The organism is Mesorhizobium sp. P2_H9 (assembly GCF_056403215.1).
In genome coordinates this window covers 58,550-78,092 of sequence record NZ_JBFUFX010000008.1, presented here as the reverse complement: position 1 = coordinate 78,092, position 19,543 = coordinate 58,550, and the positions used below count along the sequence as shown (strand labels likewise).

The window sequence follows — 19,543 nt, the reverse complement described above, 5'->3', positions numbered from 1 at the left end:
TGGAGGAGACCCAGTCATGGCCTATGAAACGATCATCGTGGAAACACGCGGCAAGGTCGGGCTGATCACGCTGAACCGGCCGAAGGCGCTCAACGCGCTGAATTCGCAGGTTCTGGCGGAATTGGTTGCGGCCGTGAACGCCTTCGGCACGGACACCGCTATCGGCGCCATGGTCATCACCGGTTCCGAAAAAGCCTTTGCCGCGGGCGCCGACATCAAGGAAATGCAGGCCATTTCCTATGTCGATGCCTATGTGCAGGACTTTTTTGTCGGCTGGGAAGAGTTCACGCGGGCGCGAAAGCCCGTTATCGCGGCGGTCGCCGGTTATGCGCTCGGTGGCGGCTGCGAACTGGCGATGATGTGCGATTTCATCATCGCCGCCGATACCGCCAGGTTCGGCCAGCCCGAGATCACGCTCGGCGTCATGCCCGGCATGGGCGGATCGCAACGGCTCACCCGCTTCGTCGGCAAGTCGAAGGCCATGGACATGTGCCTGACCGGACGGATGATGGATGCCGCGGAGGCCGAGCGTTGTGGCCTGGTGTCGCGGGTCGTGCCGGCCGGCGACCTAGTCGAGGAGGCGATGAAGGCGGCCGCCAAGATCGCCGATTTTTCGCTGCCGTCGGTGATGATGACAAAAGAAGCCGTCAACCGCGCCTTTGAAACGACCCTTGCCGAGGGGTTGCGGTTCGAGCGCCGCCTGTTTCACTCGCTGTTTGCGCTGGACGACCAGAAAGAAGGCATGGCGGCCTTTGCCGAGAAGCGGAAGCCGAATTTCACCAACCGCTGATGCATGTCGCCCAAAAGTGGCTCCGGTTTTGGGAGAACGACATGCATAGAACAAAGACCTAAAGCGCGTCGCATAAATCCGTTCAAACGCGACGCGCTTTAGGATCACCAAAAAGAAGGCCAGGCAGCGTTGACGCGCCGGAAAAGCTGAACTATAAGCCGCTCCAACCGAGGCGGCCCTGTGGCTGCCCGTTTGTTTTTTGCGCCCTGCGGCATCCCGCATGCGCCCACCAGATCAGAAGAGAGGCATCATGGCCAATACCTCCTCGGCCAAAAAGGCAACGCGCAAGATCGTCCGTCGCGCGGCGATCAACAAGAACCGCCGCTCGCGCGTGCGCACCTACGTCCGTCAGGTCGAAGAGGCGCTCGCCGCTGGTGACAAGGTTGCCGCGCTGGCCGCCTTCAAGACCGCCGAGCCGGAATTGATGCGCGCCGCGACCAAGGGCGTGATCCACAAGAATACGGCGTCCCGCAAGGTGTCGCGCCTGGCTCACCGGCTCAAAGTCCTGTCGGCCTGATATAGCTTTCCTGAACTTGCGTTCTTCGAACCCGGCGGATCACGCCGGGTTTTTTCGTTTGCCGGCAAGTACTTAAAAAAGAACGCCCGCAAAACGAACTCGACTTGGATTTCAAAGCTCGGAATGCTTTGCCGGCACATACATGTCCGCGAGCGCTCTGATCCGCCGAAACTGGCGTTGCCAATAAATTTGGCTGTCACAAATTACCTTTATTTTTCAAATACTTGCTGATGGTCATCCACAGCTTGTTCACATCGACCGCGGGCGATCGGGGACAAGTAGCTGTCAAGCGAAATATTTCAGAAAATTTCGCGCCGTGTGGCCTTTTTCACATTCGCCGGAAAAGGGTTTGAATCACAATGGCTTTGTCAAAATGTGCAGTTGCAGCATCAGGGCTCAACCCGTCTCCACTAACCAGATTCCTTAAAAATCCGTTAGTCATGGCCTTGCCCTATCCACAGCGATTTCGGTAATGTCCATCCATCGAAGGGGACGGGTCATTGGCCCTCAACCCAGCCTGAATCGGCCAGCACAAAATGGCAGAATTCATGACGTGGAGCAATTCCGCGCACGGGTTTGGTTTGTCTTTTTCGATGTGGGTTAGGGGACTGGCGTAATTGTTACATGGCAGGTCAGCGGCGCCGGCGTTTTCGCCGGACGGCGATGCATTGCCCGGACGCGGTCAAGACGGACTGGCTCAGGCGCCGGTGCCGGTCCCTTGGTGACGAGGCAATATTCATCAGCCGGCGGCGGCGATGGCGTTGTAGCGAATGAACGGTGGCCGGACATACGGATGCAGGAGGCGCATCCCCGGCTGAAACAGGTACAAAAAGAACAAGGAACGCGGATCATGCAGAGCGGCATCGAGCGGGAGCTTACGGGCGACCTCCCATTTCCTGGAACTCTAGTCGGAGGGCACGACGTGGCGGCTTCCAGCGACGCGGAACAAAAGTTCGATCGGGTCAAGACCCAGTTGAAGGCGCGCCTGGGAACCGAGGTCTATTCGAGCTGGTTCGGTCGGATGAAAGTTGCCGAGGCATCCCGGGGCATTGTTCGCATCTCCGTGCCCACGGCCTTCCTGCGCTCGTGGATCAACGGCCACTATCTCGACCTCATCGCCGAGTTGTGGAAGCACGAAGACCCGGAAGTGCTCAAGATCGAGATCGTCGTGCGCACCGCGACCCGTCCGGCACGCAATGGTGTGGAGCCCGAAGTGGTCCCGGCACGCAAGATGACCCGGCAGACGCAAACGGCGCTCGCCGCCGGCACTGCCGGTCCCGGCCGGGTGGAGCGGGCCCCGGCACCGCGCCCGGGCACGCCGATCGAAAGCGAGTTCCGGCACAATGTGCTCGGTTCGCCGCTCGACCCACGCTATACGTTCGGCTCCTTCATCGAAGGTCCGTCGAACCGAGTGGCTTTCGCCGCGGCCAAGGCGGTGGCGGAATCGCAGTCGAGCGCGGTGCGCTTCAATCCGCTCTTCCTTCATGCGACGGTCGGGCTCGGCAAGACCCACCTGTTGCAGGCGATCGCGGCAGAATCCCTGAAGCAGAACCCGAAATCGCGCGTCGTCTATCTGACGGCCGAATATTTCATGTGGCGCTTCGCCACCGCGATCCGCGACAACAACGCGCTGACGCTTAAGGAACAGCTGCGCGACATCGACCTGCTGATCATCGACGACATGCAGTTCCTGCAAGGCAAGTCGATCCAGCATGAATTCTGCCATCTCATCAACATGCTGCTCGACAGCGCCAAGCAAGTGGTGGTTGCCGCCGACCGGCCGCCGTCGGAGCTGGAATCCCTGGAACCACGCGTGCGCTCGCGCCTCAATGGCGGTGTCGCGCTGGAGATGTCGGCGCCGGATTTCGCCATGCGCATCGGCATGCTGAAGCTGCGTCTCGCCACCGCCAAGGTTGACGATGCATCGCTCGATATTTCGGAGGAGATCCTCAACCATGTCGCCCGCACGGTGACCGGCAGCGGCCGCGAACTCGAAGGTGCATTCAACCAGCTTCTGTTCCGTCAATCGTTCGAGCCGCAGATCACCATCGATCGCATCGACGAGATTCTCGGCCATATCTACCGTTCGGGCGAGCCGAAGCGGGTGCGCATCGAGGACATCCAGCGCATCGTCGCGCGCCACTACAATGTGTCGAAGACCGAGCTTCTGTCCAACCGGCGCACGCGCACCATCGTCAAGCCGCGCCAGGTCGCCATGTATCTGTCGAAGGTGATGACGCCGCGCTCGCTGCCGGAGATCGGAAGGCGTTTCGGCGGCCGCGACCACACGACGGTGCTGCACGCCGTGCGCAAGATCGAGGATCTGTCCGGCGTCGACAACACGCTGGCGCAGGAACTCGAACTGCTGAGAAGGCTGATCAACGACCAGGCCTGAAAACGCCTGCCTGCGAACTCCGCCGGCTTTATCCCCAGAAAGCCCGCGTAACCGGGGTGATCCGGTGGCGCGGGCTTGCGTTTGGTGGCTTTTTCCTGTCAGTTTGTGCAGATTCTGAGCCTGTTCAGACCTTTCGCGGGGCGCCGCTCACTGGTGACCCGTTCATTCATTCAAGCGAGCCTGTTTCGTCATGCGTGTTATCCTGGAACGGTCAAATCTCCTGAAGTCTCTCAACCACGTTCATCGCGTGGTCGAGCGACGCAACACCATACCGATCCTGTCGAACGTGCTGCTCAGCGCCGAGGGCGCCAGCCTTGAAATGAAGGCAACCGACCTCGATCTGGAGGTGACCGAAGCCACGCCCGCCAAGGTCGAGCGCGGTGGCGCGACCACGGTTCCGGCGCATCTGCTCTACGACATCGTGCGCAAGCTGGCCGAAGGGGCGGAGGTCATGCTGAAGACCGACGAGGACGGCAACGCCATGACGGTGACGTCGGGCCGTTCGAGCTTTCGTCTCCAGTGCCTGCCGCAGTCCGATTTCCCGGAGCTCTCGGCCGGATCCTTCTCGCACATCTTCCGGCTCGATTCGGTGGCGCTGAAAGGCCTGATCGAGAAGACCCAGTTCGCCATCTCCACCGAAGAGACGCGCTACTATCTGAACGGCATCTACCTGCACACCCACGAGACCGGCGGCAAGCTGAAGCTGCGCTCGGTGGCGACCGACGGCCATCGGCTGGCGCGTGCCGAGATCGACGCGCCGGCAGGGTCCGAGGGCATGCCCGGCATCATCATTCCACGCAAGACGGTCAGCGAGTTGCAGAAGCTGGTCGACGACCCTGATGTCGCGGTGACCACCGAATTGTCCGACACCAAGATCCGCTTCACCATCGGCAGCGTGGTTTTGACCTCTAAGCTGATCGACGGCACCTTCCCCGACTATCAGCGGGTCATCCCGACCGGCAACGACAAGAAGCTGATCATCGACCGGCAGAGCTTTGCCGCCGCCGTCGACCGTGTCTCGACCATTTCCTCCGAACGCGGCCGGGCGGTAAAGCTTTCGATCACCGAGGGACAGGTCACGCTCGCCGTCAACAATCCGGATTCGGGCAGCGCCACCGAGGAACTGGCCGCAGACTATTCGTCGGATCCGATCGAAATCGGCTTTAATGCCAAGTACCTGCTCGACGTCGCCGCGCAATTGACCGGCACCGAAGCAAAATTCATGCTGGCGGATGCCGGCTCGCCGACGCTGATCCACGACATGGCCGACGAGACAGCGCTTTACGTGCTGATGCCCATGCGCGTGTAGCCGCACTGCGGCGCTCTAGTCCGGCTCCGCGACAATGTGCGACTGCGAGAATGATTGCGGCGACTTCGACAGGCGGATAGCGGTTGCCCGGGCAAACCCATATAAGTAAGCTTACACTTACCAATTTCCGCAACTATGCGGCGCTGTCGATCGACCTTGGTCCCGGCGCGGTGGTGTTTTCCGGTGACAACGGCGCCGGCAAGACCAACCTTCTGGAAGCGATTTCCCTGCTGACACCGGGGCGCGGCCTACGCCGCGCGCCTTACGTGGATGTGGCGCGCGAAGGCGGTGATGGCGGCTTTGCCTTGCATGCCCGGATCGACGGGCCGGACGGCCAGGTCGAGATCGGCACCGGCATTGCAGGTGGCGACACCGCCGGCGAAGGCGGCCGGCGGGTGCGCATCAATGGCGCGGCGGCGCGATCGGCCGAAGATATGCTGGAATGGCTGCGCGTCGTCTGGCTGACGCCGGCCATGGACGGGCTATTCCCTGGACCGGCCGCCGACCGCCGGCGCTTTCTCGACCGGCTGGTGCTGGCGATCGACCCCCAGCATGGCCAGCGCGCGCTCGACTATGAAAAGGCGATGCGTGGCCGTAACCGATTGCTTACGGAGGGATCGCGCGACGGCGCCTGGTTCGATGCGATCGAGACGCAGATGGCCGAGACCGGCGTGGCGATTGCCGCGGCGCGCGCCGAACTGGTGCGCCTGCTCACCGCCATGATCGACAGACTGCCCAGCACGGGACCGTTTCCGCAGGCCGACATCAGCCTGTCCGGCGAACTGGAAAGCGAGGTCAGCACTTCGCCCGCCGTCGATGTCGAGGAGCGGTTCCGCGCAGCGTTGGCCTATGGCCGCGACCGCGACCGCGCCGCCGGTCGCACGCTCGACGGCCCACACCGTTCGGATCTGCTGGTGCGGCATAGGCCGAAGGCGACGCCGGCCGAACTCTGCTCGACCGGTGAGCAGAAGGCGCTGCTGGTCGGCATCGTGCTGTCGCATGCAAGGCTGACCGGCGAGATGTCGGGCATGACGCCGATCCTGCTGCTCGACGAGATCGCCGCCCACCTCGACAGCGGCCGGCGCGCAGCCTTGTTCTCGATCCTCGAAGAGCTGAACTGCCAGGCGTTCATGACCGGAACCGACGCGGCGCTGTTTTCCAGTCTCAAGGGACGTGCACAATTCCTGACGGTCGACCACGGTACGGTTGGGCCAACCGAAGACCACTGACAAGATTTTTGCGCCACTATATGGTCCGGCAATGATCCTTGCTGCCCTCACCGACGAAGAGCTCGAGCGCTATGCCCGCCACATTGTGCTGCCGGAAATCGGCGGTGCCGGCCAGCAGAAGCTGAAACGCGCGCGGGTGCTGGTCATTGGTGCCGGCGGGCTAGGCGCGCCGGTACTCGAATATCTCGCCGCCGCCGGCGTCGGCACGCTCGGCATCGTCGATGACGACAGCGTCTCGCTGTCAAACCTGCAGAGACAGGTGATCCACGATACCGACGCGGTCGGCATGGCCAAGACCGACAGCGCCAAAGCGGCGATCTCACGCATCAATCCCAATGTCGTCGTCGAACTGCACGATTTCAGGCTGACGGCGGACAACGCCCCTGCCCTTGTTGCCGGCTACGACATCGTCGTCGACGGCTCCGACAATTTCGAAACACGCTATGTGGTGGCCGATGCCTGTGCGGCGGAAAAACGGCCGCTTGTGCACGGTGCCGTTGGACGCTTCGATGGCTCGCTGACAGTGCTGAAGCCATTCGAGACCGGGACGGACGGGAGGCAGAACCCTGGATATCGCGATCTGTTTCCCGAAGCGCCGCCGCCCGGACTGGTGCCGTCCTGCGCCGTCGCCGGTGTTGTCGGCGCGCTGACCGGCGTCGTCGGCACGCTGCAGGCGATGGAGGCGATCAAGCTGATCACCGGCATCGGTGAACCGCTGGTTGGCAGATTGCTGCTTTACGATGCGCTGACGGCGCGCTTCGACACAATCCGCTACAAGAAGAATTGACCGCATGGACCAGTCCACGGGCGTTTTCATCATGCAGCTTCCCGCCGATTTCGAACGTTGGGACGAGGTGCTGGTGCTGATCATGCGCGCCTTCGCCTCCATGGACGGCGTCATCGACCCGCCATCCTCGGCGCATTTGCTGAATGTCGAAAATCTGAAACAGAAGGCCGGCCAGGAGACAGTGTTCCTGGCGCTGAAAGACGGCGGGATCGTCGGCTGCGTTTTCGTGCTGGAGAGGACCGAGGACTTCTATGTCGGAAAGCTCGCCGTCGAGCCCGGCTTTCAGGGACAAGGCATTGGCAAGCAGTTGATGCAAGCTGTCGAAGCTCTTGCCCGTAGCCGCAGCAAGGCTGCCATCGAACTGCAGACGCGGATCGAGCTTACCGCAAATCATGCAGCCTTTGCCCGTCTCGGCTTTCGCGAAACCGAGCGCACCGCGCATAAGGGCTATGACAGGCCGACCTCGATCACCATGCGCAAGGTGCTTGCATGAGCCTCGCCCTCAGCCCTGAAGAACAGGCAATCGCCTCCGGCCAGGACGGTGCCGCGATGGCGATGCGCATCGTCGCCGATAGCGCCCGCCTGCTCGGCGCGCCGCGGCTGATCCCGATCGCCTCAGCACATATCGATGGCGCGCTCTATCACGGCGACTCCGGCACGCTGTTCGCCGAGAAACTGGTCGAAGGCAAAGCCCGTGTCGCTGTTCGGTCGACGCTCAATGTCGGGGCGCTCGACCTGATGGGTTGCTCGCGCATCCGCCTCGAAGAGCCGGCGCGCGGCATGGCGCGGCGAATGATGGACGCCTACCGCAAGCTTGGCTGCGAGCAGAGCTGGACCTGCGCGCCGTATCAGGCCGGGCATCGACCGGCGCTGGGAAGCGACGTCGCCTGGGGCGAATCCAACGCCGTGGTGTTCTGCAATTCGGTGCTGGGCGCGCGCACCAACCGTTATGGCGATTTCCTCGACATCGCCTGCGCCATCACCGGTCGCGCGCCCGACTACGGCTTACACCGCGCCGAGAACCGGCGGGCGCGGCTGGTGTTCGACGTCTCTAGGCTTGCCGCTTCATTCCTCGGTTCGGAAGTGGCGTGGCCGGTGCTGGGTAGCCTCTATGGCCGCGAGGTCGGCAATGCCGTCGGCGTCGTCATCGGCGTGCCGCGCCATCCCGGCGAGGATGCGCTGAAAGCATTTGGCGCGGCGGCGGCTTCGTCGGGCGCGGTCGGTCTTTTTCACATCGCCGGCGTGACGCCGGAAGCACCCGACGCCGAGACCGTTCTGGGCGGCGCCGCGCCGGAAACGGTGATCCGCGTCACGCCTGACATGATTGCGAAGGCCCGCGCAGGTCTTTCGACGGCAGCGAAACCAACAACCATCGATGCGGTGGCGATCGGCAGCCCGCATCTGTCGCCCGCCGAGTTCGATGCGCTGGAGCGGCTGATCGCCGGGCGGCGGCTCAGCGTGCCGATCTACGCCTGCACCGGACGCCATGTGCTTTCGGAGCTCGAACAGAGCGGACGGCGAAAAGCGCTCGAAGCAAGCGGGGTGATCATTGTTGCCGACACCTGCGTTGTGGTGACGCCGATCCTGCCCGACCTTGCCGGCGGCGTCCTGATGACCAACTCGGGAAAATTCGCACACTACGCGCCGGGCAATACCGGCTATTCCGTGCTCTACGGATCATTGGTCGACTGTGTGGAAAGCGCCGTAACCGGTAAGCCAAGGTTTACGGATATTGCCGCATGAGCGCCGCTGCCGAAATCCTGGTGCCGGGCAAAGCTGGCGAAGGCGCGGCGCTGGTGCTGACCGCGCCGATCAGTTTCTGGGGCGGCGTCGACCCGAAGTCCGGCCGCATCGCCGATGTCCGCCACCCGCAGCATGGCGAAAACCTTTCCGGGCGCGTGCTGTTCCTGCCGGGCACGATCGGCTCGTCGTCGGCATCCGCCGTCCTCTTGGAACTCGTCCACAATGGTCACGCGCCGGCGGCACTGGTGCTGCACGAGCCGGACGCGATCCTGCTGCTGGGGCTGATCGTCGCCAGGGAAATGGGTTGGCAGACGCCAATGGCGCTGCAGCTGAGGCGCGATGTCTTCGAGAGCTACCGCGGCAGCAATGTGAAAGTCGCAGACGACGGCGCCCTCACCATCGCGGCCTAACCGATCAGGTCCGCAGTGGCAGCACGCGGTCGGGCGGGCGGTGACCGTCGAAGAAGGCGCGGATGTTGATGATGACCTTTTCACCCATGTCGATGCGGCCTTCGAGCGTTGCCGAGCCCATATGCGGCAGCAGCACCACCTTGTTCTTGGCGGCGAGCTTCAGCAATTTGCCGTTCAGCGCTGGCTCGTGCTCGTAGACGTCGAGGCCGGCGCCGGCGATCTTGCCGTCCTGGATCAGCTTGACCAGCGATTCCTCGTCGATGATGTCGCCGCGCGCTGTGTTGACGATGTAAGCCGTGGGTTGCATGAGCGCCAGCCGCCGCGCCGAAAGCAGGTGAAACGTCGCCGGCGTCGACGGGCAGTTGACCGAGATGATGTCCATGCGGGCCAACATCTGATCGAGACTTTCCCAATAGGTCGCTTCGAGCCCCTCTTCGACCGCCGGCAGCACGCGATGGCGGTTGTGATAGTGGATTGAAAGACCGAAGGCCTTGGCCCGCCGGGCGACGGCGGTGCCGATGCGGCCCATGCCGACGATGCCGAGCCGTTTACCCCAGATCCGCCGGCCGAGCATCCAGGTCGGCGACCAGCCGGCCCATTTCTTGTCGCCGGTCAAGACATTGGCGCCTTCCGCCAGCCGCCGCGGCAGCGCCAGCATCAGCGCCATGGTCATGTCGGCGGTATCTTCGGTCAGCACGTTCGGCGTGTTGGTGACGGTGATGCCCCTTTTCGCCGCAGCCTCGACGTCGATCTTGTCGACGCCATTGCCGAAATTGGCGATCAGCTTGAGGTTCTCGCCGGCCTGCGCGATCAGCGCCGCGTCGATATGATCGGTAATCGTCGGCACCAGAACGTCGGCTTCCTTGACCGCCGCAACCAGCTCCGGCTGCGTCATCGGCCTGTCCTCGACATTCAGCCTTGCGTCGAACAATTCGCGCATGCGGGTCTCGACCGGATCGGGCAGCTTGCGCGTGATGACGACGAGAGGCCGTTTTTTGCCTGCCATTGTTTCCTCGAACCCGATCTCGTTGAGACCTCTTTAACCAAGACAGGCGAAACTGGAAGCCGGTCGCGGTGCCAGTGACTCATGTAACAAGCGGTGCCGCCGAAGACAAAGAAAAAGGGGCGCCGTTACCGATAGGCAGGCGCCGAAAGGAATGAAAGTGTCTGGTTTCGCGTCGCTTCGCCTGGCTCTCAGCGCAGCAATTCTCGGCGCTGTCCTTTATTCCCCCGTGGTGGCGGCGCAGAGCGCGGCTGCCCCCGCGCAGACCATCACATTGGGGCCGAGCGGCCTGCCGCTGCCACGGTTCGTCAGCCTGAAATCGGGACGCGTCAACTCGCGCGTCGGCCCCGGCGCCAACTATTCCGTCGACTGGATGTACATGAAGGCCGGCCTGCCAATGGAAATCATCCAGGAATTCGATACGTGGCGGCGCGTGCGCGATGCCGACGGCTCGGAAGGCTGGATCAACCAGTCGCTGCTTTCAGGCCGCCGCACGGCCATCGTCGCGCCCTGGCAGCGCAACAAGGGTGGCCGAATCAACCTTCTCGACGAGAAGGACAAGGATGCCGGCGTCATCGCCATCATCGAGCCGGGTGTCATGGGCACGATCAAGACCTGTGATGGCCAATGGTGTGAAATGACCTTCGACGGTCACACCGGCTGGCTGCCGCAATCGGTGGTCTGGGGTGCTTATCCGGGCGAGCACGTCAAGAACTGATCAAGAGCCTTCTTGGCGTCCAATGCGACCGAGATGGGTATCCTGGAAGCCGCTCGGTAGCTTGAGGCCGTAGCCCAACGCGCGATCGATGGCGATGTGGATGATCCAGATCAACGCGATCGCCGTCGCCATCGCGTTGCCGGATAGGCTTCCGGCAAGCGCCAACAACATCGGCACAATCAAGATGTGCAGGGTGTTGTAGGCGATGGCGCCGATCCGTGGTCCGGCGAGATAGCCCAGCATCGACAGGTCCGGCGCCAGAATGAGTACGGCAAACAGCCACCAGGAAACACCTGCCATGGCATAAGAGGCCAGAGCAGCCACCGCGATAGCGGCCCATTCCAGCCGGACTGCCAAATCCACGAATTTCATAAAGTGCCGATCAATCGCAGCGCTTGGGGCGCAGCCTCACCACGATATCGACATTGGCGATCTCCATGCCTTCCGGGGGCTCCGGCAGGTTGGAAACCGTGACAGGACCGCTGGCTATGTCGAAGATCCTGTTTTCACCCTCGATATAGAAATGATGGTGATCGGAGGTGTTGGTGTCGAAATACGTCTTCGAGCCTTCGACGGCCAGGATGCGCAGAAGACCGGCCTGGGTGAACTGGTGCAGGGCATTGTAGACGGTGGCCAGCGACACCGGCACGCCGGCGGCGATCGCCTCCTCATGCAATTCCTCGGCCGAAAGATGGCGGTCGCCCTTGGCAAAAAGCAGATCGGCCAGCGCAATGCGCTGGCGTGTCGGCCTCAACCCGGCTTCGCGAACCCGCTTGTCCACAGCGACATTTTCCTTCCGGCAGCCCAGATCCATCCGTCCGTCCAAGCTCACAGTTCTGCCCCAACACACGCCCAGAGTGGCAAAAAAACGTTATCGACCGAAACTGGATGCCTCCCGACATATATTCTGTCGGCTGAATACGATCAATAGCGCGCATTGACCCGGACAGACGGGCGGGTTAAGCGCAAACGCCGGTTTCCGGCCTGAAACAGATTGTGTTAGGAAACCAACGACAAGGGCGCCCTACCGCCCGGGACGATTACGGGGACGAGATTGATGGCGGGTACGAAATCCAGCTACGGTTATGAAGAATTGCTGGCCTGCGCCCGCGGCGAGCTGTTCGGGGCTGGCAATGCCCAGCTGCCCTACCCGCCAATGCTGATGTTCGACCGCATCACCGAGATCAGCGAGACCGGCGGCGCCTTCGACAAGGGCTTCATCCGCGCTGAATTCGACATCAAGCCTGACCTCTGGTTCTTCGCCTGCCATTTCATCGGCAATCCGATCATGCCGGGGTGCCTGGGCCTTGATGCGATGTGGCAGTTGACGGGATTCTATCTCGGCTGGCTCGGCGAGCAGGGCAAGGGCATGGCGCTGTCGACCGGCGAGGTCAAGTTCAGGGGCATGGTCACCCCTTCGGTCAAGAAGGTGGAATACGGCATCGACTTCAAGCGCGTGATGCGCGGGCGGCTGGTGCTTGGCATTGCCGATGGCTGGCTGAAAGCCGATGGCGAGCCCATATACGCGGCAACGGATCTCAAAGTGGGTCTGTCAAAGCAATCGGCGGTCGCCTGATCGTCACCGGACACTCTGGAAGGAGCAGCCCATGAGACGGGTCGTAGTCACAGGCCTCGGCATCGTGTCGTCGATCGGCAACAACGCCAACGAGGTGCAGGCCTCGCTGCATGATGCCAAATCTGGCATCAGCTTCTCCGATTCCTTCGCCGAACACGGTTTCCGCTGCCAGGTCTGGGGAGCGCCGACGCTCGACCCGTCGGCCATGATCGACCGCCGCGCCATGCGCTTCCTGAGCCAAGGTGCGGCCTGGAACCATGTCGCCATGGACCAGGCGATCGCCGATGCCGGCCTCGGTGAGGCCGACATCACCAATGAGCGCACCGGCATCGTCATGGGCTCGGGCGGTCCGTCCACGCGCACCATCGTCGAGGCTGCCGAGACGACGCTCAAGAACGGCAGCCCGAAGCGCATCGGTCCGTTCGCGGTGCCGAAGGCAATGTCGTCGACGGCTTCGGCGACGCTCGCCACCTGGTTCAAGATCCACGGCGTCAATTATTCGATCTCCTCGGCCTGCTCGACCTCGGCTCATTGCATCGGCAATGGCTACGAACTGATCCAGTGGGGCAAGCAGGACATGGTCTTTGCCGGCGGCCACGAGGATCTCGACTGGACGATGTCGGACCTGTTCGACGCCATGGGTGCCATGTCGTCCAAGTTCAACGACAGGGCGTCGAGCGCCTCGCGCGCGTATGACGTCAATCGCGACGGTTTCGTTATTGCCGGTGGCGCCGGCGTGCTGGTTCTGGAAGAGCTCGAGCATGCCAAGGCGCGCGGCGCCAAGATCTATGCCGAGATCGTCGGCTACGGCGCGACCTCGGACGGCTACGACATGGTGGCGCCATCGGGCGAAGGTGCGATCCGCTGCATGCGGCAGGCCCTGGCGACCGTCTCGTCGCCGGTCGATTACATCAACACCCACGGCACCTCGACACCGGTCGGCGATTCCAAGGAAATGGGCGCCATCCGCGAAGTGTTCGGCGACAAGATGCCCCATATCACCTCGACGAAATCGCTGACCGGCCATTCCCTGGGTGCGGCTGGCGTGCAGGAATCGATCTATTCGATCCTGATGATGCAAGGCGGCTTCATCGGCGAAAGCGCTCATATCGAAAACCTCGATCCGGAATTCGAGGGCATGCCGATCGTGCGCAAGCGCATCGATAACGCCAAGATCGACACTGTTTTGTCCAATTCGTTCGGTTTCGGTGGCACCAACGCAACGCTCGTTTTCCAGCGCTATTCCGCATAAGGCCAGCGCTTTTATATAAGGATTGCCGGCCATGGACGGACTGATGAAGGGCAAGCGCGGGCTTGTCATGGGTGTCGCCAACGATCATTCGATCGCCTGGGGCATCGCCAAGAAACTGTCCGAACATGGGGCGGAACTCGCCTTTACCTATCAGGGCGATGCCTTCGGGCGCCGGGTCAAGCCACTCGCCGAGAAGATTGGCGCGGCACTTGTCGTGCCTTGCGATGTCGAGGACAGTGCGTCGGTCGCTGCCACCTTCGAGACCCTGGGCAAGGAATGGGGCGGGCTCGACTTCGTCGTCCATGCCATCGGCTTTTCCGACAAGAACGAGCTGAAGGGCCTCTACGCCGACACCAGCCGTGACAATTTCGTCCGCACCATGGTCATCTCCTGCTACTCCTTCACCGAAGTCGCCCGCCATGCCGCCGCGTTGATGAAGGATGGTGGTTCGATGATCACGTTGACCTATGCCGGCTCCGTCCGCGTCATGCCGAACTACAATGTCATGGGCGTCGCCAAGGCCGGGCTCGAGGCCAGCGTGCGCTATCTCGCCAACGACTATGGTCCGCGCGGCATCAGGGTGAACGGCATATCGGCGGGACCGGTGCGCACGCTTGCCGGCGCCGGGATTTCCGACGCACGCCACATGTTTTCCTACCAGCAGCGCAATTCGCCGCTGCGCCGTACGGTGACCATCGACGAGGTCGGTGGTTCCGCGCTCTATCTCCTGTCCGACCTGTCGTCGGGTGTCACCGGCGAAATCCACTACGTCGATTCCGGCTACCACATCGTTTCCATGCCGACGCTGGACGAGCTGAAGCAGACGGATGGCGGCAAGGACTAACCCTCTGATACGTCCGGTAAAATTAAATGCATCGGCGGAAACTCATTTTAAGGAGATGTCCGCTAGGGTCCCGCAACCTGGGGACCCTGTAATGCCTTCCGTCAGCAACCCGAAGCGAACACCGGTATTCCGGCTGCTCACCGTGGCCAGCGCGGGCTTGGGCAGTTTCGTTCTCGGTCTCTGGGGCCTGAAACTCGGTTTCGGCGACGACCTTATCGGCATGCAGGCTGGAACGATGGCCGGCATCACCGCCGCGCTTTGCGCACTCGCCGCGGCGGGAGCTGCCTTGTCCTTCTTTGCCGGCGTCGATGAATCGGCGGAGTACGTCTTCAAGGAAACCCATTTCGACAAGCTGACCGGGCTTCTGGCTCGTCCGGCAATGGTCAGCAAGATTGCCGAAGCGGCATCGGCGACGATCAGGACCGGCGAGCCGGTGTTTCTCATCGACATCGACATCGACCGCTTCAAGCAGATCAACGACGCCATCGGCTACAGCCACGGCGACGAGTTGATCAGGGCCTTCACCAGGCGGCTGAAGGCTTGCATGCCCGAGGGCACGTTGATGGGGCGCATTGGCGCCGGCGAATTTGCCATACTCCTGACGGAGCGGGAGATCCAAGGGTCGATGGAAAGCCTCGCCGAGAAGCTTATCGACGAGATGATGCAGCCCTACGATCTCAATTCCCACCTGCAATCGGTGGCCCTGTCGGTGGGCATCGTGGCGATGCCCAAGGACGGCGTCGATCCCGTCCTCATTCTGCGCCGTTCCAATCTGGCGCTGCAGAATGCACGCGCCGGCGGGGTGGGCAACTGGTCGATCTTCCATGCCGACATGGGTCGTGTCGCCGATTATCGTCAGTGGATCGAATCCGAACTGCACACCGCGTTCGAGCGCGGCGATTTCGACCTCCACTACCAGCCGCAGCTCGACCTGCCGAGCGGCCGCATCATCGGCTATGAGGCACTCATCCGCTGGAAGCATCCGGAACGCGGCATGATCCCGCCGATGGAATTCATTCCGATCGCCGAGGAGACCGGCATGATCGGTCCCATCGGCGAATGGGTGCTGCGCAAAGCCTGCAGCGATGCCCGCCACCTGCCTGAGGACTGTTTCGTCGCCGTCAACATTTCGCCGGTCCAGTTCATGACCAAGGACTTCGTCGGCATCATTCGCGAGACAATGGCGAGCACCGGCATCAAGCCGTCACGGCTGGAGCTGGAAGTCACCGAGACGGCGATGATGCAGGATCGCGACCGCGCCGCCATCATCCTGAAGCAGCTTGCCGACATGGGCATCTCGGTGGCCGTCGACGATTTCGGCACCGGCTATTCCAATCTGAGCTATCTCATCGATTTCGCGTTCGGCAAGCTGAAGATCGACCGCTCCTTCGTCAGCCGCATCGACACCGATTCCAGCTCGGGTGCTGTGGTCTCGACCATCGTCGGGCTGTCACGCGCCCTGGGCGTCAGCATCATCGCCGAAGGCGTCGAGACGGAAAACCAGGCGGCGCTGCTCAGGGCCGCCGGCTGCGAAGTGGTGCAAGGCTATCTGTTCGGCCGGCCCGCACCGCTCAAGATGAGGCCCGGCGAAATCCGCACGGTCGTCAGCGTTCGCGCACCGCGTGTCGCCAGCCTGCACTGAGCGGGCAGCACCGCGCTTGTTTCAGCGACGGGCCACGAAAACCTTGAACATGCCGTCGCGGGCGATCTCGGCATGGCTGGAAAAGGCCGCGGCCAGCACCGGCTCGTAGGGAAGCTGGCGGTTCGCCACCATGAACAGCCGCCCACCCGGCTTCAGCGCCTTGCTTGCTGCGCGGATCATGCCGGCGCCGATCTCCGGCTCGGTCGCGCGGCTGCGGTGGAAGGGCGGGTTCATGACGATCGCATCGTAGCGCTGCTCGACGGCTTCGCTGAGCAGATCGATCCAGATGAAGCGCGGCTCGACGGCGCCTTTGCCAACATTGCCTTTCGCCGCTTCGAGCGAGTCGAAGTCCGCCTCGTAGAGGTCGAGCCCGGTTACGCCGGGCGAGCGTGCTGAGACCTCGGCCGCGACATAGCCCCAGCCGGCGCAGAAATCGGCAACGGTGCCGCGCAGGTCCTTGGGCAGATGTTCCACCAGCAGCTTCGAGCCGAGATCGACGCGATCGAAGGAGAACATGCCCGGCGCGGTGTGGAAGCTGCCGTCAACCAGCAAGGCGGGATTGGCGGCGCGTAGTTTCTCAGCAGCGTCGATATCCGCCGGACTGCGAAACCAGAAAGCAATGCCGTGATATTTCGGCAGATGGTCCTCAAGCGGCACAAGCTCGCCGATGCGCTTGCGCAGGCTGGCAATGCCCTCATCCTTGCCGCCGGCGACGACGATCAATCCGCCTGGCGCCACACGCTGCAGCGCTTCGGCGATGCGCAGTTCGTTGCGACCGCGATGGCGACCGGCAAGCACAAGCGCTGCATCAAAGCCGTTGTCATGCGCTTGCGGGGTCACGGAAAAAGCCGACGCCTGCAGCGCACGTAAATACGGCCGGAAGCCCTGCACCAGATGGAGCGCTGCCTCGAAGCCCACGGGCAGGCGAAAACCCGGTTCCGCGCCCAGAAACAGCACACGCTCGCCCTTGCGCGGCAGAGGAAGGACCTCGGCCTCGAAGGGGTGGAACAAGGTCTTCAGCGGCTCGGTGGACATTCGATCTCGCTCTTACCGTGAAAATGAAACGGGCGCGACATCCGTCGCGCCCGTTTCGATAACTTTGTCAGACCGTTCAGGCGGCGTGTTCTTCGCCTTCGGTCTTCTTGTCGCGCGCGAGTTCCTTGCCGGTGGCCTGGTCGACGACCTTCATCGACAGGCGGACCTTGCCGCGCTCGTCGAAGCCCATCAGCTTGACCCAGACCTTGTCGCCTTCCTTGACCACGTCCGAGGTCTTGGCGACCCGGTCGTTGGCAAGCTGCGAGATGTGGACGAGGCCGTCACGCGGACCGAAGAAATTGACGAAAGCGCCGAAGTCGGCGGTCTTGACGACCGTGCCTTCGTAGATTTCGCCGACTTCGGGCTCGGCGACGATGGTATGGATCCACTTCTTCGCCGCCTCGATCTCCTTGGCATTCGACGAAGCGATCTTGACCGTGCCGTCGTCCTCGATGTTGATCTTGGCGCCGGTCTTTTCGACGATCTCGCGGATGACCTTGCCGCCCGAACCGATCACGTCGCGGATCTTGTCGGTCGGGATGTGCATGACCTCGATGCGCGGTGCGAACTCGCCGAGTTCGGGGCGGGCGCCGGTCAGAGCATGCGCCATCTCGCCGAGGATATGCTGGCGGCCATCCTTGGCCTGATCCAGCGCGATCTTCATGATCTCCTCGGTGATGCCCTCGATCTTGATGTCCATCTGCAGCGAGGTGATGCCGTTGGCGGTGCCGGCGACCTTGAAGTCCATGTCGCCGAGGTGATCTTCGTCACCCAGGATGTCGGAGAGAACCGCGAAGCGCTCGCCTTCCTTGATCAGGCCCATGGCGATACCGGCGACGGGCTTGGCCAGCGGCACGCCGGCATCCATCAGCGCCAGCGAGGTGCCGCAGACAGTGGCCATCGACGACGAGCCGTTGGACTCGGTGATCTCCGAGACGACGCGCAGCGTGTAGGGGAACTGGTCAGCGGAGGGCAGCATCGGGCGGATGGCGCGCCAGGCAAGCTTGCCGTGGCCGATTTCGCGGCGGCCCGGCGAACCCATGCGGCCGGTCTCACCGACGGAGTAGGGAGGGAAGTTGTAGTGAAGGAGGAACTTCTCCTTGTACATGCCGGTCAGCGAGTCGACATACTGCTCGTCCTCGCCGGTGCCGAGCGTGGCAACCACCAGCGCCTGGGTTTCGCCGCGGGTAAACAGCGCCGAACCGTGGGTGCGCGGCAGGACGCCGACTTCGGAGACAATCTTGCGGACCGTCTTGAGGTCACGGCCGTCGATGCGCGAACCGGTGTCGAGGATGTTCCAGCGCACGACCTTGGCCTGCAGTTCCTTGAACACCGAACCGATCTGCTCGGACGTGTACTTGGCGTCTTCGCCTTCGGCCGGGGCGAATGCTGCCTTGACCTTGGCCTTGACGGCGTCGACGGCGGCGTAGCGCTTCTGCTTGTCGACGTTCTTGTAGGCATTGCTGAGCTCGTCGCCGACGACCTTCAGCATCTCGGCTTCAAGCGCGGAATAATCCGGCGCAGTGAAATCGCGCGGCTCCTTGGCGGCAACTTCTGCCAGCTTGATGATGGCGTCGATAACCGGCTGGAAGCCCTTGTGGCCGAACATGACGGCGCCGAGCATCAGCTCTTCGCCAAGTTCCTTGGCTTCGGACTCGACCATCAGCACGGCGTCGGCGGTGCCGGCGACGACCAGGTCGAGCTTGGATTCCTGCATCTCGTCGACATGCGGGTTGAGCACATATTCGCCGTTGATGTAACCGACGCGGGCGCCGCCGACCGGCCCCATGAAGGGAACGCCCGAGAGCGTCAGGGCGGCCGAAGTGGCGACGATCGACAGGATGTCCGGATCGTTCTCGAGGTCATGCTGGACGACGGTGACGACGATCTGCGTGTCGTTCTTGTAGCCGGCGGCGAAGAGCGGGCGGATCGGGCGGTCGATCAGGCGGGAAACCAGCGTTTCCTTCTCGCTCGGGCGGCCCTCGCGCTTGAAATAGCCACCCGGGATCTTGCCGGCGGCGTAGGTCTTTTCCTGGTAGTTGACGGTCAGCGGGAAGAAATCGAGGCCTGGCTTCGGCTCCTTCATCGAGACGACAGTGGCGAGAACCTTGGTTTCGCCGTAGGTGGCGAGCACGGCGCCGTCAGCCTGGCGCGCGATCTTGCCGGTTTCGAGAATGAGCGGACGGCCGCCCCATTCGATTTCCACTTTGTGGTGATTGAACATGTCTTGTCCTTAATATGCGGAAAGGGCCGCGCCGTTTCACGGTGCGCGGATGCCCTTTCCTGGCTTCCT

The 19,543-nt window shown here is 62.7% G+C and carries 19 protein-coding genes; 14 read left to right on the top strand and 5 right to left on the bottom strand.

The features are described from left to right. The first annotated feature begins 16 nt into the window (after window positions 1-16). The 9 genes from AC1DXN_RS16085 to AC1DXN_RS16045 all read left to right on the top strand — a co-directional run bounded on the left by AC1DXN_RS16085 (window position 17) and on the right by AC1DXN_RS16045 (window position 9,180). Entirely contained in the window at window positions 17-790 is a 774-nt protein-coding gene (locus tag AC1DXN_RS16085; RefSeq protein ID WP_477274853.1) for an enoyl-CoA hydratase, read from the top strand. Window positions 791-1,040: 250 nt separating this feature from the next. After that, window positions 1,041-1,307, top strand: coding sequence for a 30S ribosomal protein S20 (rpsT, locus tag AC1DXN_RS16080; RefSeq protein WP_477241655.1), 267 nt, complete (start codon window positions 1,041-1,043; stop codon window positions 1,305-1,307). Window positions 1,308-2,157: 850 nt separating this feature from the next. Next, the gene (dnaA, locus tag AC1DXN_RS16075; protein WP_477274855.1) at window positions 2,158-3,702 is read left to right on the top strand and encodes a chromosomal replication initiator protein DnaA; all 1,545 of its coding nucleotides are present in this window, start codon (window positions 2,158-2,160) and stop codon (window positions 3,700-3,702) included. A gap of 190 nt (window positions 3,703-3,892) precedes the next feature. Further along, complete coding sequence (gene dnaN, locus AC1DXN_RS16070; protein WP_477241651.1) at window positions 3,893-5,011, top strand: DNA polymerase III subunit beta; 1,119 nt, start codon at window positions 3,893-3,895, stop codon at window positions 5,009-5,011. An 83-nt stretch (window positions 5,012-5,094) separates the two neighbouring features. Then, on the top strand, window positions 5,095-6,240 hold the full coding sequence (gene recF / locus AC1DXN_RS16065; protein WP_477274857.1) for a DNA replication/repair protein RecF: 1,146 nt from the start codon (window positions 5,095-5,097) through the stop codon (window positions 6,238-6,240). Window positions 6,241-6,271: 31 nt separating this feature from the next. Beyond that, window positions 6,272-7,027 (top strand): molybdopterin-synthase adenylyltransferase MoeB, encoded by a 756-nt coding sequence (locus tag AC1DXN_RS16060; protein ID WP_477241647.1) that lies wholly within the window; start codon window positions 6,272-6,274, stop codon window positions 7,025-7,027. A 4-nt stretch (window positions 7,028-7,031) separates the two neighbouring features. Next, the gene (locus AC1DXN_RS16055; RefSeq protein ID WP_477274859.1) at window positions 7,032-7,520 is read left to right on the top strand and encodes a GNAT family N-acetyltransferase; all 489 of its coding nucleotides are present in this window, start codon (window positions 7,032-7,034) and stop codon (window positions 7,518-7,520) included. Continuing rightward, on the top strand, window positions 7,517-8,770 hold the full coding sequence (locus AC1DXN_RS16050) for an aconitase X (protein ID WP_477274861.1): 1,254 nt from the start codon (window positions 7,517-7,519) through the stop codon (window positions 8,768-8,770). The genes AC1DXN_RS16055 and AC1DXN_RS16050 overlap by 4 nt, the downstream gene beginning before the upstream one ends. Continuing rightward, window positions 8,767-9,180, top strand: coding sequence for an aconitase X swivel domain-containing protein (locus AC1DXN_RS16045; protein WP_477241641.1), 414 nt, complete (start codon window positions 8,767-8,769; stop codon window positions 9,178-9,180). The genes AC1DXN_RS16050 and AC1DXN_RS16045 overlap by 4 nt, the downstream gene beginning before the upstream one ends. A gap of 4 nt (window positions 9,181-9,184) precedes the next feature. Here the strand turns inward: AC1DXN_RS16045 and AC1DXN_RS16040 are convergent, their stop codons facing one another. Beyond that, the gene (locus tag AC1DXN_RS16040) at window positions 9,185-10,186 is read right to left on the bottom strand and encodes a 2-hydroxyacid dehydrogenase (RefSeq protein WP_477241639.1); all 1,002 of its coding nucleotides are present in this window, start codon (window positions 10,184-10,186) and stop codon (window positions 9,185-9,187) included. Window positions 10,187-10,343: 157 nt separating this feature from the next. Here AC1DXN_RS16040 and AC1DXN_RS16035 point away from each other — a divergent pair, with 157 nt between their 5' ends. Then, a complete protein-coding gene (locus AC1DXN_RS16035; RefSeq protein WP_477274863.1) occupies window positions 10,344-10,901 on the top strand; it encodes an SH3 domain-containing protein in 558 nt (185 codons plus the stop codon). Here AC1DXN_RS16035 and AC1DXN_RS16030 read toward each other — a convergent pair whose 3' ends face one another. Next, complete coding sequence (locus AC1DXN_RS16030; RefSeq protein ID WP_477274865.1) at window positions 10,902-11,273, bottom strand: DUF4260 domain-containing protein; 372 nt, start codon at window positions 11,271-11,273, stop codon at window positions 10,902-10,904. It lies immediately after the preceding gene. Between the two features lie 10 nt (window positions 11,274-11,283). Beyond that, window positions 11,284-11,715, bottom strand: coding sequence for an iron response transcriptional regulator IrrA (irrA, locus tag AC1DXN_RS16025; RefSeq protein ID WP_006337949.1), 432 nt, complete (start codon window positions 11,713-11,715; stop codon window positions 11,284-11,286). A gap of 243 nt (window positions 11,716-11,958) precedes the next feature. Between irrA and fabA the strand changes: the two genes are divergently transcribed. The 4 genes from fabA to AC1DXN_RS16005 all read left to right on the top strand — a co-directional run bounded on the left by fabA (window position 11,959) and on the right by AC1DXN_RS16005 (window position 16,215). Beyond that, window positions 11,959-12,477 (top strand): 3-hydroxyacyl-[acyl-carrier-protein] dehydratase FabA, encoded by a 519-nt coding sequence (gene fabA, locus AC1DXN_RS16020; RefSeq protein WP_477241632.1) that lies wholly within the window; start codon window positions 11,959-11,961, stop codon window positions 12,475-12,477. 31 nt (window positions 12,478-12,508) lie between these two features. Beyond that, window positions 12,509-13,729, top strand: coding sequence for a beta-ketoacyl-ACP synthase I (gene fabB, locus AC1DXN_RS16015; RefSeq protein ID WP_477274867.1), 1,221 nt, complete (start codon window positions 12,509-12,511; stop codon window positions 13,727-13,729). Between the two features lie 31 nt (window positions 13,730-13,760). Continuing rightward, window positions 13,761-14,573 (top strand): enoyl-ACP reductase FabI, encoded by an 813-nt coding sequence (fabI, locus tag AC1DXN_RS16010; RefSeq protein WP_477274869.1) that lies wholly within the window; start codon window positions 13,761-13,763, stop codon window positions 14,571-14,573. Window positions 14,574-14,664: 91 nt separating this feature from the next. Then, window positions 14,665-16,215 carry a putative bifunctional diguanylate cyclase/phosphodiesterase gene (locus AC1DXN_RS16005; protein WP_477274871.1) on the top strand — a complete coding sequence of 517 codons (1,551 nt, stop codon included), beginning with the start codon at window positions 14,665-14,667 and terminating at the stop codon, window positions 16,213-16,215. Between the two features lie 21 nt (window positions 16,216-16,236). Here the strand turns inward: AC1DXN_RS16005 and AC1DXN_RS16000 are convergent, their stop codons facing one another. Further along, window positions 16,237-17,250: a class I SAM-dependent methyltransferase gene (locus AC1DXN_RS16000; RefSeq protein WP_477274873.1), complete on the bottom strand. Its 1,014-nt coding sequence runs from the start codon at window positions 17,248-17,250 to the stop codon at window positions 16,237-16,239. A gap of 76 nt (window positions 17,251-17,326) precedes the next feature. Continuing rightward, the gene (gene pnp, locus AC1DXN_RS15995) at window positions 17,327-19,474 is read right to left on the bottom strand and encodes a polyribonucleotide nucleotidyltransferase (RefSeq protein WP_477274875.1); all 2,148 of its coding nucleotides are present in this window, start codon (window positions 19,472-19,474) and stop codon (window positions 17,327-17,329) included. Window positions 19,475-19,543: the final 69 nt, after the last annotated feature.

Bases quoted from the DNA above. Each gene is read 5' to 3' on its own strand.
- fabA (WP_477241632.1), top strand. From the start codon at position 11,959: ATGGCGGGTACGAAATCCAGCTACGGTTATGAAGAATTGCTGGCCTGC.
- AC1DXN_RS16085 (WP_477274853.1), top strand. From the start codon at position 17: ATGGCCTATGAAACGATCATCGTGGAAACACGCGGCAAGGTCGGGCTG.
- rpsT (WP_477241655.1), top strand. From the start codon at position 1,041: ATGGCCAATACCTCCTCGGCCAAAAAGGCAACGCGCAAGATCGTCCGT.
- irrA (WP_006337949.1), bottom strand. From the start codon at position 11,715: ATGGATCTGGGCTGCCGGAAGGAAAATGTCGCTGTGGACAAGCGGGTT.
- dnaN (WP_477241651.1), top strand. From the start codon at position 3,893: ATGCGTGTTATCCTGGAACGGTCAAATCTCCTGAAGTCTCTCAACCAC.
- AC1DXN_RS16030 (WP_477274865.1), bottom strand. From the start codon at position 11,273: ATGAAATTCGTGGATTTGGCAGTCCGGCTGGAATGGGCCGCTATCGCG.
- AC1DXN_RS16040 (WP_477241639.1), bottom strand. From the start codon at position 10,186: ATGGCAGGCAAAAAACGGCCTCTCGTCGTCATCACGCGCAAGCTGCCC.
- AC1DXN_RS16005 (WP_477274871.1), top strand. From the start codon at position 14,665: ATGCCTTCCGTCAGCAACCCGAAGCGAACACCGGTATTCCGGCTGCTC.
- AC1DXN_RS16055 (WP_477274859.1), top strand. From the start codon at position 7,032: ATGGACCAGTCCACGGGCGTTTTCATCATGCAGCTTCCCGCCGATTTC.
- fabB (WP_477274867.1), top strand. From the start codon at position 12,509: ATGAGACGGGTCGTAGTCACAGGCCTCGGCATCGTGTCGTCGATCGGC.
- AC1DXN_RS16050 (WP_477274861.1), top strand. From the start codon at position 7,517: ATGAGCCTCGCCCTCAGCCCTGAAGAACAGGCAATCGCCTCCGGCCAG.
- AC1DXN_RS16060 (WP_477241647.1), top strand. From the start codon at position 6,272: ATGATCCTTGCTGCCCTCACCGACGAAGAGCTCGAGCGCTATGCCCGC.
- AC1DXN_RS16000 (WP_477274873.1), bottom strand. From the start codon at position 17,250: ATGTCCACCGAGCCGCTGAAGACCTTGTTCCACCCCTTCGAGGCCGAG.
- fabI (WP_477274869.1), top strand. From the start codon at position 13,761: ATGGACGGACTGATGAAGGGCAAGCGCGGGCTTGTCATGGGTGTCGCC.
- pnp (WP_477274875.1), bottom strand. From the start codon at position 19,474: ATGTTCAATCACCACAAAGTGGAAATCGAATGGGGCGGCCGTCCGCTC.
- dnaA (WP_477274855.1), top strand. From the start codon at position 2,158: ATGCAGAGCGGCATCGAGCGGGAGCTTACGGGCGACCTCCCATTTCCT.
- AC1DXN_RS16045 (WP_477241641.1), top strand. From the start codon at position 8,767: ATGAGCGCCGCTGCCGAAATCCTGGTGCCGGGCAAAGCTGGCGAAGGC.